We start from the raw sequence: 13,277 nt of genomic DNA on the forward strand, positions 1-13,277 counted from the left end.
CCATGACCACTAATAATCAAATTCTTTTAAATAATCTTGAGCGCTTAGGGTTAAACAAAATCCGTGAATACTTGCCGAATTACCTTGATCAAATTCACACTGATAATCTGTCATTAACTGAGGCGCTAATTGATTTAACTAATTCGGAACTCCAGAATCGACACGAAGGTCAGATTGCACGGGCCATTGGCCGTGCTCGGTTCCCCAATACAAAATCCCTAGATACATTTGATTTTAGCTTTCAACCCAGTATGAATCGCCAAGAGGTTCTGGAATTCCAGAATCTGGCTTTTATGGAAAAGTCTGAAAACTTAATCTTTATTGGCAATCCGGGAGTCGGTAAAACCCACTTGGCAATTAGTATTGGGATTGAGGCCTGTAAACAGGGCTGTCGGGTTCTCTTTATTAATTGTCATGAGCTGTTGATTAGATTGAGAGCAGCTTACGAAAAAGGACTGCTTGATCGATCTCTAAGCCGCTATTCGCGCTATGACCTATTAATTATTGATGAAATTGGGTATTTGCCAATTGGTCACCAAGAAGCTAACCTCTTATTTCAGCTAGTCAATGCCCGCTATGAAAAGCATTCAACGATCATTACCAGCAATAGTGATCTATCCGCTTGGGTTGATATTTTCCAGAACCCAACTGTGACAGCAGCCATTCTCGATCGCTTGGTTCATCATGTTCACGTAGTGAAGATCACTGGTAAATCTTACCGATTACGTGGCCTCAAGTAACTGCCGAAAACCTACATTTCTTTCTGCCGAAAACCTACATTTTTAAACTGCCCTTGACACCGTGGTAATAATGATATAGCAGGATTTGATTGTGGTACAGAAAACGGGGGAAAATTTGCGTTCGAAATCTTTTACGATTTAGATGTGGTATTACATAAAAAAGGTTTTGAGGCCGATAAACTTTACTTTAAAGCCTGGCATCATGGTAGCCAAGACAAAGTAGAAAATAGACTTTTTCTTGGAGAAAATGAGGAGTTTAAATAGTAGATTGTAAAATTAATCCGAACGCTGTTCGGACAAAAAAGATCAGCTTCCTTTAAAATGGTGTTTACCACAAACCCATCTTTTAGGAGCTGATCTTTTGTCTAGTATAACCTATTCCGAACGAATTAAAATCGAAACCTTTTGTGAACTAGGGCTGTCCAATATCCAAATGGGCGTTCGGCTGAACCGATCACCGTCAACAATTTCTTATGAATTATCTTGATGTCAACCTTATCAGGCTGAATTAGCACAAACAGATGCCGAATACAAGCGATCACGATGTGGTCGGAAAACTAAGCTGAGCGATGAGTTAAAGCAAAAAATTCTCAACCATTTACGTCTAAGCTGGTCACCAGGAATGATTGCTCACGAATTTAAACTAGCTACTAAATCTATTTATAATTGGCTAAATCAGGGGAGAATTGGTTTCTCCTTGAATGATCTACCTGAACATGGCGTACGCCAACGGCGTAACGTTGACCAACGATCCAAATATAATCAATCTTTGGGGCGATCAATTGAACAGCGTCCCATGATGATTAATCAACGTAATCGCATCGGCGATTTTGAACTAGATACAGTCGTTGGTCCTCGTGGGCATAGTAAGGCAGTTTTATTAACTTTAATCGATCGCAAATCACGGTTCCTTTGGGCATACCGGTTAAAAGATCGGACGACAGCGACTGTTAATGAAGCACTAACTAAGTTCCTAACCACTTTTAATGGTCCGGTGCACAGCTTTACTGTGGACCGTGGCACTGAGTTTAGTGGGCTAGTATCACTTGAATCACAATATGGTATTAGGACCTATTACTGCCATGCTTATACTCCAGCTGAACGTGGTAGTAATGAACGCTTTAATCGGAATTTACGTTATTTTTATCCTAAAGGGACTCGTTTTGAGCACATTAGTGCTCAAGATTTAACGACGACGTTACTCCAAATTAACCAGCGACCGCTTAAAATACTCGACTGGCAAACACCGTATCAGGTTATGCTGACCAATTTGTCCAAAAATTCGGATTAAATTTGCAATCTACCAAATCAGTAAATATTAAAACTGCTGGCTGGGATGGCTGGGGTTATGAACTAACCTCTCTTGATGATTTGTCCAAGAAAGAGGATATTCAGGATCTTGTAAAAAAGATTGGTGATATTTTGCGGAATTTTGATGAAAGTAAGAAAGGTTAAGTACTAATATCGAAAAAAGGGTTGTAGCCTTTCTTACAAGAATTAATTTTGGATATAAATTTTTCTTCACAACGTTATTGTGAAGAAAAGCAAATGCTGAACACAAGGTTGAAAGTTACATAGACCTCGGTAGACACTTGCGTAAATACTGTATAAGCCCAGTGCGGGACTGAACAATTGCGATATCAATCTGCTTTAAAGTCTTGGCCAATATTGTTTAGAAGTTTGTATGAGTTCGAGTAGTGAAGTGCCTCGTAAATGTTAGACAAACAAATCTAACTTTTACGGGGCTTTCTTTCGAATAATGGCAAAATATAAAAAGCCCGACACATTAAGCCTGATAAGGCAAAATATGACGGACTAAAACTAACTATTTATGATACATTTACTGCTCGGGTTGGAATCGAACCAACACACTTTCGATTAACAGTCGAACGCAGTACCATTGTGCCACCGAGCAATATCAATCAAGTTGATTTGTTAATATTATCAAGCAACTTATGAGAAGTCAATGAGTAAATGAGAAAAAATGGAAGAAATCGTTTTCTTAGTCGATTTATTAAGATTCAACCGTCGATAATTCCGTATTTTTTCAAATTTTCCTCACAAACGGTTAACTCACCTCAAATTGAACTGATGAGTATGCTAAAGTTGTGATTAGTAAATCATCACAGACGAACTGGAGTAGCAAATGATAATGATGACTGTAGCGAGCTTTAGCGAATTTTTTGAACAGTTTAAGTGGCGGACGTTTGGCCCGCATCTATTGAATATGGTACTTCAAATTGCATTGTATTCAGTCCTCTTTTGGCTAATCAACCGAATAATCGTGTTTTTGATTGATCGTAGTTTTGGCACCTATATGAAGAATCGGCGAATTAACCAAAAACGGGCAGAAACGTTACATACCTTAGTTCGCAACACCACTCGTTACATCGTTGTCTTCTTTTTTCTCTATACGATTTTGAGTGTTCTTGGCTTTCCAATTGGAACGTTGATTGCGAGTGCTGGAATTGTAACGGTTGTGGTTGGGCTGGGTGCGCAAGGGATTATTCGTGACGTGATTGCTGGATTCCTAATTTTGATGGAGCAACAGATGGAAGTCGGCGACAACGTCATCATCAATGGCACGACATCGGGGCGTGTAGTTGCGTTTGGCCTGCGTTTGACAACGATTAAAGACGCTGACGGTGGACTGAATTACATCACCAACAGTAGCATTACCACGATTACAAACCAGTCACGCACAAACATGCGAGTTCAAATTGATTTGCCATTGAAGGCAGATACAGCTACGAATCAGGCCATTAAAACTGTTAAGGCTGTGAATGACCGTCTGTTACCTAAGCACCCAGAGGTCGTTGGTCGCGCGGTTATTCAGGGACCGACGATTTTGCCCAAGACCCACCTGTTGGCGATTTCGGTTACGATGTATGTAAAAAACGGGGACCAGAGCAATGTCCGATCCACGTTTACGACGAGCTATTTAAATGCATTGCATCAAGAAGGAATTGAATTGCCTTAAGCTAGCCATTTTCATGCTTACAGTCGGGTCTGTTTTAACCACCGCTGGACGCTGGGCCAACTATTTGTGTTGATAATGACCCGCGGCGTATTTTTGAGATCCGTGTTTTCATCAACAATACCAGTGTTCAGTGTGTAGATAACTTCCAGTGGCTGACGTTCCAAAAATTCTTGAACCTGTGCATCACCACTCCCATAAGGATACGTGAAGATTGGCGTTTCAGCGTCAATCTTTTTTTGCATCACATTTTGGCTGGTCGCATAATCACGTTTGAAACGCATAAAGTTGCGGGGAACATTGAAGATTGGTGTGCCGGCACTGTTCAGATAATGCATGTTGTTAGTATGCACGGCAAACGTCACTAAACTGCCAGCCCGTTTTCTCATGGTCAAAATCTGCGGCCATGAGGCCAGTTTGGTGCCTGCTCGGTAGGCGCCAGTATTGCCAGTGATGATGGAAACTGTAAACGGAAAGTGGTGTTTGATCATCACTGGGGCGGCGTTATCCACAGTAGTTCGATCGATATCATCAAACGTTAAGACAACGTAACGGCCATGAATGCGCCGGTGTGATTCCACCATTTGTACCATTTGTGCCGTGGAGATTACTTTAACGTGTTCACGGGCTAAAGTGGCCATTTGTTTTTTGAAGTCGCTGAGATTGACGTTGAAATCATGAAACTGACTGTTGGGGGACAAACGTTCATCTAATTTGACTGTTTTGTTGTCGTCCAAGATCCGGTGATAACAGAAAACCATGATCCCCGCAGGCTTTTTTTCATCATGAGTAGAAATAGCATAACTAGGTTTGTTACCCAATTCAAATGCAATATTGCGTTTGACACTCACTGCTAGCGCACCCAAAACGAGTAGTAAAAAGCCGGCTAAAATCCATTTACGCGTTGTCTTGCTCACGATGCTTTGCCCTCCGTTTCAAAGTGTTGATGTGCAGTGTACCAAAAAAAGTGATTAAAACAGCCACAATGATGACGAGAATTGCCAGTGTTTTGTATAAATGTAGTGATAAATTCAGGACAAGATAATCTGAAACGAGGGCATCAGAGTAAACGCCCAGTAAAAAACAGACGTTGATGTAGATGATGAATCCAGTGATTACCCAAAGCGCTAATAAAATCACTGTCCGACGCAGACGTGCCCAAAGTGATGGTCGTTTGCGGATAATTAATGAACGAGGATCTTTTTGTTGACGCATTATAACCCCCGATCTGGACTGCGCCATGTGCCTGCATGGTGCGGATCCAAGAAGAATGAGGCCAGTGCTGACAGACAACTGACCAAATTGATAAACCAGTAGAAAATAATGTAAACGGGTAACAATAATAAGTCTTGCCAAGCGATAAAATCAGACTGTTTTGAGTCCGCGAAGCCGATTAGAAATTGAATGATGCTGATCAGCACTAATAAAAAGAGCACCACGCCGTCCATAATTAATGTTTGTGTAAAGGCAATGGTGAATACATAGAAAAGTAGTACAAACGCACAAGCTAATGCCCATGTATCGCTGAGAACCATGTCCAACAAAAGCCACTGCGCGCTTAGTGGGCCGCGTAATAACATGCCTTTATTGCGCCAGAGTACTTCAAAACCGCCGCGAGCCCAACGTTGTCGTTGATGAACTAGGGCACCGACATGTTCGGGCACCAAGATCCACGCAACGGCGTCAGGACAGTAGCTAACTTGCCATTGGTGTTGATACAAGCGCCACGTGATGTCGATATCTTCAGTCAAAGCTTGTGGATTCCACCAGCCGACTTGTGCTAGTGTTTCACGTCGGTAGGCGACTACAACGCCAGAAACGGTGGTAATGTGGCCAGTGATAAAGGCCTGACCACGTTTGATAATGTCGATGACACCGATATATTCCAATAATTCGAGGCGTCCTAATAAACTAGTCCGGTTGCGAACAATGGGTTTACCAGCGACGGCGCCAAGATTTTCATTGTCGTAGAAACGCGCAAGCATCGGTTGCAAAACATCAGCATCGACGTAACAGTCGGCGTCAAGACACAGCAAGAATTTACCATGAGCCTGTTTCGCACCCTCATTAAGGGCGTTGGCTTTGCCGCGGTTAGGCATTAATGGGACAAGCTTGATGTCACAACGTTTGGCATATTGGCGCGCCAATTTTTGCATAACATCAAACGTATTATCGTCGCTACCATCGTCAATCAGGATTAATTCTATATGTTGATAGCTTAATGCGGCGACGGACTCGACCACGCCGCTAAGGGTCGCGCCTTCGTTATGTGCAGGGATAAGGACTGAGACCAAGTCGTCTGGTTGACCAGCGGGCTGATTGACGAGTGGAACTGTTCTCTGCTGAATTGAAAAGAAGATTGAGCTGATGATCCAGATAATCGAAACAATTACCGGATATAAAATAACGTATGTGCTAATTAAATTCATGATACTCCCCGATGATTGTTAGATAGGTTGTCGTGCAAGTTGCAGAAATTGACTCAAGAATTTTTGAGAAGCCTTTAACACTTGTTTGTCGTTGATTTTGCTGTGGGGATCTTTATCGGCCCAGATGGACACGCTACTGCCGACAATATTGTGCAGTGTGTTCAAACTTGAGTCATTGTCGTTATCCCAAATGGTCGGATCCCAATTTTGTTTCATGTCAGAAGTCATGTAAGCGACATTGCTGGGTTTGACGTTCTTTTTGGACAAGTTGAAATAAAGGTAATAATCGTTATAGTTCAGTACTTTGAAACCATGATGAATTAATTCTGGCATTGTGGCCCATGCTTTTTGTCGTTCCTTGCCGGGCGCACCTTTTTCATCGGCTGTCCAATTCCAGTACGTAATTTGAATATGTTTGTCATATTGATTAAGAGCCTGGCTAATGTACCCATCGTTCCACGCCTCGGGGATGAATCCCAGGGAGCGAACGTTTTTGGCAAGAGCGTTCAAATAGGCGATATAAGGTTTGTTAACCCCAGTTTGATCGGTAAACTCATCGCCACCAAGGTGAAACCGCATGTTCTGCTGACCGATGAATGACTGCGCCACCTCAGTATCGAGCCGTTTAACAAACGTTGTACTGGCCGTATTTAGATGAAATTCACGGCCGTAGCTTTTATTATTGTACGTCAATTGGTCAACTTGTTGCGTTTGATGATTAGCACGCATCGTTTTGACCATTCCGTTGATATGAGCAGGCGTATCAACTTCAGGAATTAAGGTCACGTGTTTTTGTTTGGCAAACGTCACTAGATCAGCAACTTGCGTTTTACTGTAAAAGGCCTGGTGCGTTGTGTTGTTGCGCCAGACACCATTAGTCTGGGTTGCGTTGGCTAACGTTTGACCGACCGTTTCGTTTTCAATTGCAAACGACTGTGCGTCACTAAGATGTAGTTGAATAAACTGGCCATGGTTTTGCGCAACCTGTGAGATAAATGATTTGATGGTATCTAGTTGGTAATAACGGCGGGCAACGTCAAGCGTGAGACCGTTGAACTGACCATTTTTGCGTTGTTGACTTGCTGCGTAAACGTGGATTTGCATTAAAGAAATGGTGATAACGACGATAAACGTAATGAGTAGCGAACGATGTCGTGATTTCATAATGTTCTTCCCTTCATAAAAGCATCGGTTCATATCATACTGCACGACGAGATTGAATAATTGAAAAAAGTCAAAGCTTTACGTAAATGGTTCGTTTTTCTAAGTAAACTTTAACAACCGATATGGTAGATTGCAAATTTAATCCGAATTTTTGGACAAATTGGTCAGCATAACCTGATACGGTGTTTTCCAGTCAAGTATTTTAAGCGGTCTCTGGTTAATTTGGAGTAACGTCGTCGTTAAATCTTGAGCACTAATGTGCTCAAAACGAGTCCCCTTAGGATAAAAATAACGTAAATTCCGATTAAAGCGTTCATTACTACCACGTTCAGCTGGCGTATAAGCATGACAGTAATAGGTCTTAATACCATATTGTGATTCAAATGATACTAGCCCACTAAACTCAGTACCACGGTCCACAGTAAAACTGTGCACCGGTCCATTAAAAGTTGTTAGGAACTTAGTCAGTGCTTCATTAACACTCGCTGTCGTTCGGTCCTTTAACCGATATGCCCAAAGGAACCGTGATTTGCGATCGATTAAAGTTAATAAAACTGCCTTACTATGCCCACGAGGGCCAACGACGGTATCTAGTTCAAAATCACCGATGCGATTACGTTGATTAATCATCATGGGACGCTGTTCAATCGATCGCCCCAAAGATTGATTATATTTGGATCGTTGGTCAACGTTACGCCGTTGGCGTACGCCATGTTCAGGTAGATCATTCAAGGAGAAACCAATTCTCCCCTGATTTAGCCAATTATAAATAGATTTAGTCGCTAGTTTAAATTCGTGAGCAATCATTCCTGGTGACCAGCTTAGATGTAAATGGTTGAGAATTGTTTGCTTTAACTCATCGCTCAGCTTAGTTTTCCGACCACATCGTGATCGCTTGTATTCGGCATCTGTTTGTGCTAATTCAGCCTGATAAGGTTGACATCGAGATAATTCATAAGAAATTGTTGACGGTGATCGGTTCAGCCGAACGCCCATTTGGATATTGGACAGCCCTAGTTCACAAAAGGTTTCGATTTTAATTCGTTCGGAATAGGTTATACTAGACAAAAGATCAGCTCCTAAAAGATGGGTTTGTTGTAAACACCATTTTAAAGGAAGCTGATCTTTTTTGTCCGAACAGCGTTCGGATTAATTTTACAATCTACTAATACGATTGTTGAAGCCATGGGATCAAAGAAAGTTGACGTTGGCTTTTTACCACCTGATGGATACGTTCAGGCACACAAGATGAATCATGCAAAAGTACTTCTGCAAGCACTACGTTACGGGGTAGATGAACCAAGTGGTAAGAACAACAAAAAGTTGGTTAACTACTATCGGTCAATGATTTTGGTTAAAAAGAATAGTGGTATTAAGTCATTAAAGGATTTAAAGGGTAAGAAGATTGCTGTACAGGATACAACGTCAACTGCTGGTTATATCTTTCCAGTGGCAGAGTTAGCCAAGCATGGCGTCAACATTAAGAAAGACAACATCAAAACTGTTACTGTCACAGGACATGACCAGGGCGTGATGTCGGTGGTTAACGGTAACACTGATGCGGCCTTCGTCTTTGCCGACGCCCGTCAGATTGTCCAAAAAGATGTTAAGGATGTATTCCAGACAACTAAGCCACTCTATCTGACAAATAAAATTCCTAATGACACGATTTCTGTTCGTGGCGATATGAGTCCCAAATGGCAAAAGAAGATTTCTCGTGCCTTTATCAAGATTGGCAAGTCCAAAGAAGGTCGTAAAATCATTAAGTCCGTATACAGCCACGAAGGGTATGCACCGGCCAAGGACAGTACCTTCAATATTATTCGCAAGTACGACAAACAGGTTAAAGATGCTGAATAAGATGTAATCCGAATTATAAAGTGGACGGGGCTAGCTTCGCTCACTTTATTTTTTTGAAGAGGGAAATATTTATGACTAAACCGGAATTGAAACCGGTAATTGATGTGCAACATGTTTCTAAGATTTATGACAATGGAACCAGCGGGCTGAGCGATATTAATCTACAAGTTAAGCCTGGTGAGTTCGTTGTTATTGTGGGGCTTTCTGGGGCCGGTAAGAGCACGCTGATGCGAAGCCTGAACCGCCTGCATCAAGTGACAGAAGGACACGTGTTAATTGATGGCCGGTCGATTACTGAGGCAAAAGGAAGAAATTTGCGGCAGTTACGCCGTGATGTGGCCATGATTTTTCAAAACTTTAATTTGGTTAAGCAATCAACGGTGCTTCGTAATGTTTTAGCTGGCCGATTGGGCTATTATCCAACGTGGCAAAGTAGTCTAGGACTCTTTAAAGAAGCAGATAAGCAACGCGCTTATAAAGCATTGGAAAGAGTTAATTTATTGGATAAAGTGTATCAGCGCGTTGATCAATTATCTGGCGGTCAGCAACAACGGGTTGCCGTTGCCCGAGCCTTTGTTCAAGATCCGAAAATTGTTTTGGCAGATGAACCGACTGCTTCTCTGGATCCTAAAACGGCTCATTTAGTCATGAATGAGGCAAATTACAAGTTTAATCCGAACAAGCCCGGAATCTTTCAATGGCAGTCTGTTGATGATGTATTTTTAATGGTCGTTGATTAATTAGTTCAAGTGCTGCTAGGATCTCATCAGTCGTTACTTGGCTAAAATTGGTCTTTTTCGGGAAGAACCAGCGTAACCGTCTATTAAAATATTCATTGGAACCTCGCTCCCATGGTGAATATGGATGGCAAAAATAAACTTTGATCTGATAATCCTGTTCTAAGGCCTGATAATTGGCAAACTCTTTACCATGATCAACAGTAATGGATTTTACTTGGGGACCGAAGGCCCCCATAAACTTGCCAAAGGCGGTGTTTAGAGCCTTAGCCGTTCTATTAGGGGCTTTGATGGCCCATAGAAGTCGGGTCTTACGTTCTACGAATGTAACCAGACATGATCGTGACTCACTTCGACTAGAAAGCACCGTATCTACTTCCCAATGACCAAAAGCTAATCGTTGATTAACAGTTGTTGGCCGTTGTTCGATGGAAGTCCCACTTGTAAATTTCCCACGATTTTCGCTCACTCGGTGCTGGCGGACATTCCGATTGGGTAGATCAGTCAATTTGAAGGGGAGCCAGCCACGATTAAGCCAATTATAAATTGACGCAGTGCTCAAGTTATAAGCGGCCGCAATGGTTTCTGGTGACCAGGTTAATCGTAAGTGATTGGTAATTAAAGTCGCTAATGCTGCCGTCAGCATCGAACGACGACCGCAATTCCGCCTTTTGCGATCTGCATCTTGCTGAGCTAATTCTGGATCATAAGGTTTAACCCGGTCCAACTCATAGCTAATCGTAGCTTTGGCGACGCCTAAGGCGTCAGCCATTACTTGGTAAGATTTATTCCCCTCATTGACCAGTTGTGCTAGTGCGCCACGTTGAAAACGTGATAAAGTAGATGTACCCAAAGTAATCACTCCCTATATTGGTTGGAATTAGCTACTACCATTGTAAGTGATTACTTTGGGCTTTTTAATTTCTGTTCGGATTAATTATAGAATTTGCCCTAAATCTATTTATAATTGGCTAAATCAGGAGAGAATTGATTTCTCCTTGAATGATCTACCTGAACATGGCGTACGCCAACGGCGTAACGTTGACCAACGATCCAAATATAATCAATCTTTGGGGCGATCAATTGAACAGCGTCCCATGATGATTAATCAACGTAATCGCATCGGCGATTTTGAACTAGATACAGTCGTTGGTCCTCGTGGGCATAGTAAGGCAGTTTTATTAACTTTAATCGATCGAAAATCACGGTTCCTTTGGGCATACCGGTTAAAAGATCGGACGACAGTGACTGTTAATGAAGCACTAACTAAGTTCCTAACCACTTTTAATGGTCCGGTGCACAGCTTTACTGTGGACCGTGGCACTGAGTTTAGTGGGCTAGTATCACTTGAATCACAATATGGTATTAAGACCTATTACTGCCATGCTTATACGCCAGCTGAACGTGGTAGTAATGAACGCTTTAATCGGAATTTACGTTATTTTTATCCTAAAGGGACTCGTTTTGAACACATTAGTGCTCAAGATTTAACGACGACGTTACTCCAAATTAACCAGCGACCGCTTAAAATACTCGACTGGCAAACACCGTATCAGGTTATGCTGACAAATTTGTCCAAAAATTCGGATTAAATTTGCAATCTACCAAATCCAATCATCGGCAGGAGCAGTTACTAAGGCTGTGTTAATGGGTATTATCCACCCCGATTGGCATTATGTTTATCAAGGGAATGGCGAGGACTTAGTTAGCGTGATGCTACAGACATTGGCCATTGCTTTCGTTGGTACCATTATCTCAGCGCTGATTAGTATTCCGTTTGCTTTCTGGGCGGCTAAACGACGTCGCCATCACTTTTCAGTATTGTCTACTAGTGGACGAATCGTGCTAGCAGTCGTGAGAACTTTTCCAGAAATTGTGTTGGCGATTATGTTCATTAAAGCAGTGGGACCTGGTGCGTTCGCCGGTGTGCTAGCACTTGGCGTTCATTCAGTAGGGATGTTAGGAAAACTATTTGCTGAATCAATCGAGGCAATTGATGCTGGACCTGGTGAGTCCATTCTTAGTGTTGGTGGAAATGCGGTGAACGGTCTTGTATTTGCAACGCTGCCGCAAGTGTTACCAGCATTTGCTTCTTATAGTCTTTACCGATTTGAAATATCAGTTCGTTCCGCTACTATTTTGGGAATGGTTGGTGCCGGCGGTGTTGGCACACCACTGTTGTTTGCAATTCAGACACGATCTTGGAATCGGGTTGGCATAATTCTCATCGGAATTATTATTACGGTGACGATTATTGATTATTTATCAGGATGGTTACGAAAGCAGCTCGGCTAAAGGGAAAGGAATAAATGATATGAAAGTCTATTTTAACCATGATGGTGGTGTTGATGATTTAACTTCCTTGTTCTTGTTGCTTCAAATGCCAGAAGTGACATTGCTTGGTGTCGGCGTTATGGGGGCGGACAGTTATGTGGAACCTGCCACTTCGGCTACCCAAAAGATTATCGACCGTTTTGGAAAAGGACAGTCTATTGAAGTGGCCAGTTCAGATGCTGGGACACGACATCCTTTTCCAACACCTTGGCGCCTTGAAACTTTTTCGATGACCGCACTGCCATTACTTAACGAGCACGAGCCAATTAAAACACCGTTACGGAGTGATTCTGCAGCGGATCATTTACGGAGAATTCTGGGTGAGACTTCCGAGCCAATCACATTATTATTCACGGGTCCATTGACAGATTTAGCGACAGTTATTCGTGCACAGCCTGAATTAACGAATAAGATTAGCCGATTGGTCTGGATGGGCGGAACCTTTCTTGAACGTGGTAACGTTGAAGAACCAGAGGCCGACGGGCACGCAGAATGGAATGCCTTTTGGGATGCAGAGGCCGTTAAGACAGTGTGGGATAGCAACATCGACATTGACATGGTCGGATTGGAAAGTACCAATAATGTGCCACTAACATCTGCTGTTCGACGTCACTGGGCACACCGTCGTCAACAAGTCGGATTTGATTTTCTGGGCAACAGTTATGCGTTAGTGCCAGAATTACGACATTTTGTCACAAATTCAACGTATTTTTTATGGGACGTTTTAGCTACCTGCTATTTAACTCACCCGGAAATAACAACAACCAAGCTAGTCCACGGCGATGTCGTTACAGATGGACCATCACTTGGACGGACGATATTAACCGCTAGTGGTCGGCCAATTAGATTAGTGGATACGGTAAATAATGAACGGTTCTTCGATTTAATTGATGATTTGGCCTCCGCAGCTAATTAAATGTAGTTATTAGTGCTGGGGTGAAGTCATAAGATGTGTTAAGTCAGCGACCATCCCTTACAAAAGGGCTGTGTTGATAAAATTTGTGTTTGGTAATAACGGCAAATGGGCCCAATTCTA

11 protein-coding genes, 1 tRNA gene and 4 pseudogenes are annotated in these 13,277 nt (G+C 42.4%); 9 read left to right on the forward strand and 7 right to left on the reverse strand.

What is annotated here, in order from left to right; all coding sequences use genetic code 11:
• Positions 1 to 2 precede the first annotated feature (2 nt).
• The 3 genes and pseudogenes from istB to ABUE36_RS01800 all read left to right on the forward strand — a co-directional run bounded on the left by istB (position 3) and on the right by ABUE36_RS01800 (position 2,195).
• The gene (istB, locus tag ABUE36_RS01790; protein WP_014386885.1) at positions 3 to 740 is read left to right on the forward strand and encodes an IS21-like element helper ATPase IstB; all 738 of its coding nucleotides are present in this window, start codon (positions 3 to 5) and stop codon (positions 738 to 740) included.
• Positions 741 to 1,101: 361 nt separating this feature from the next.
• Positions 1,102 to 2,031: pseudogene (locus ABUE36_RS01795) on the forward strand (IS30-like element ISLpl1 family transposase).
• A 2-nt stretch (positions 2,032 to 2,033) separates the two neighbouring features.
• Positions 2,034 to 2,195: a hypothetical protein gene (locus tag ABUE36_RS01800; protein WP_421017052.1), complete on the forward strand. Its 162-nt coding sequence runs from the start codon at positions 2,034 to 2,036 to the stop codon at positions 2,193 to 2,195.
• A 388-nt stretch (positions 2,196 to 2,583) separates the two neighbouring features.
• Here the strand turns inward: ABUE36_RS01800 and ABUE36_RS01805 are convergent.
• Positions 2,584 to 2,655: transfer RNA gene (locus ABUE36_RS01805), tRNA-Asn, on the reverse strand.
• 231 nt (positions 2,656 to 2,886) lie between these two features.
• On the opposite strand from ABUE36_RS01805, the gene ABUE36_RS01810 reads away from it, so the two are divergent.
• The gene (locus tag ABUE36_RS01810) at positions 2,887 to 3,720 is read left to right on the forward strand and encodes a mechanosensitive ion channel family protein (RefSeq protein WP_421017053.1); all 834 of its coding nucleotides are present in this window, start codon (positions 2,887 to 2,889) and stop codon (positions 3,718 to 3,720) included.
• 17 nt (positions 3,721 to 3,737) lie between these two features.
• On the opposite strand, the gene ABUE36_RS01815 is transcribed toward ABUE36_RS01810, so the two are convergent.
• The 5 genes from ABUE36_RS01815 to ABUE36_RS01835 form a co-directional block, all read right to left on the reverse strand.
• Positions 3,738 to 4,634: a polysaccharide deacetylase family protein gene (locus ABUE36_RS01815; RefSeq protein WP_421017054.1), complete on the reverse strand. Its 897-nt coding sequence runs from the start codon at positions 4,632 to 4,634 to the stop codon at positions 3,738 to 3,740.
• Positions 4,615 to 4,932, reverse strand: coding sequence for a hypothetical protein (locus ABUE36_RS01820; protein WP_161002351.1), 318 nt, complete (start codon positions 4,930 to 4,932; stop codon positions 4,615 to 4,617). The genes ABUE36_RS01815 and ABUE36_RS01820 overlap by 20 nt, the downstream gene beginning before the upstream one ends.
• Positions 4,932 to 6,146, reverse strand: coding sequence for a glycosyltransferase (locus ABUE36_RS01825; RefSeq protein WP_161002350.1), 1,215 nt, complete (start codon positions 6,144 to 6,146; stop codon positions 4,932 to 4,934). The genes ABUE36_RS01820 and ABUE36_RS01825 overlap by 1 nt, the downstream gene beginning before the upstream one ends.
• Before the next feature lie 18 nt (positions 6,147 to 6,164).
• Entirely contained in the window at positions 6,165 to 7,310 is a 1,146-nt protein-coding gene (locus ABUE36_RS01830; RefSeq protein ID WP_178941852.1) for a family 20 glycosylhydrolase, read from the reverse strand.
• A gap of 138 nt (positions 7,311 to 7,448) precedes the next feature.
• The gene (locus tag ABUE36_RS01835; RefSeq protein WP_096109805.1) at positions 7,449 to 8,378 is read right to left on the reverse strand and encodes an IS30-like element ISLpl1 family transposase; all 930 of its coding nucleotides are present in this window, start codon (positions 8,376 to 8,378) and stop codon (positions 7,449 to 7,451) included.
• A gap of 99 nt (positions 8,379 to 8,477) precedes the next feature.
• Here ABUE36_RS01835 and ABUE36_RS01840 point away from each other — a divergent pair.
• Together ABUE36_RS01840 and phnC are read left to right on the forward strand one after the other, a co-directional pair.
• Positions 8,478 to 9,170, forward strand: a pseudogene (locus tag ABUE36_RS01840) (phosphate/phosphite/phosphonate ABC transporter substrate-binding protein); the annotation flags it as partial.
• A gap of 71 nt (positions 9,171 to 9,241) precedes the next feature.
• Positions 9,242 to 9,826: pseudogene (gene phnC / locus ABUE36_RS01845) on the forward strand (phosphonate ABC transporter ATP-binding protein); the annotation flags it as partial.
• Between the two features lie 13 nt (positions 9,827 to 9,839).
• On the opposite strand, the gene ABUE36_RS01850 reads toward phnC, so the two are convergent.
• On the reverse strand, positions 9,840 to 10,760 hold the full coding sequence (locus tag ABUE36_RS01850; RefSeq protein WP_011373852.1) for an IS30-like element ISLsa1 family transposase: 921 nt from the start codon (positions 10,758 to 10,760) through the stop codon (positions 9,840 to 9,842).
• Between the two features lie 46 nt (positions 10,761 to 10,806).
• Here ABUE36_RS01850 and ABUE36_RS01855 point away from each other — a divergent pair, with 46 nt between their 5' ends.
• From ABUE36_RS01855 to ABUE36_RS01865, 3 genes and pseudogenes are all read left to right on the forward strand, one after another.
• Positions 10,807 to 11,499 carry an IS30 family transposase gene (locus ABUE36_RS01855; protein ID WP_421017055.1) on the forward strand — a complete coding sequence of 231 codons (693 nt, stop codon included), beginning with the start codon at positions 10,807 to 10,809 and terminating at the stop codon, positions 11,497 to 11,499.
• 16 nt (positions 11,500 to 11,515) lie between these two features.
• Positions 11,516 to 12,202, forward strand: a pseudogene (gene phnE / locus ABUE36_RS01860) (phosphonate ABC transporter, permease protein PhnE); the annotation flags it as partial.
• A gap of 19 nt (positions 12,203 to 12,221) precedes the next feature.
• A complete protein-coding gene (locus tag ABUE36_RS01865) occupies positions 12,222 to 13,157 on the forward strand; it encodes a nucleoside hydrolase (RefSeq protein WP_178941853.1) in 936 nt (311 codons plus the stop codon).
• Positions 13,158 to 13,277: the final 120 nt, after the last annotated feature.

It is taken from the genome of Furfurilactobacillus cerevisiae (genome assembly GCF_048961765.1).
GTDB classification, from domain to species: domain Bacteria; phylum Bacillota; class Bacilli; order Lactobacillales; family Lactobacillaceae; genus Furfurilactobacillus; species Furfurilactobacillus milii_A.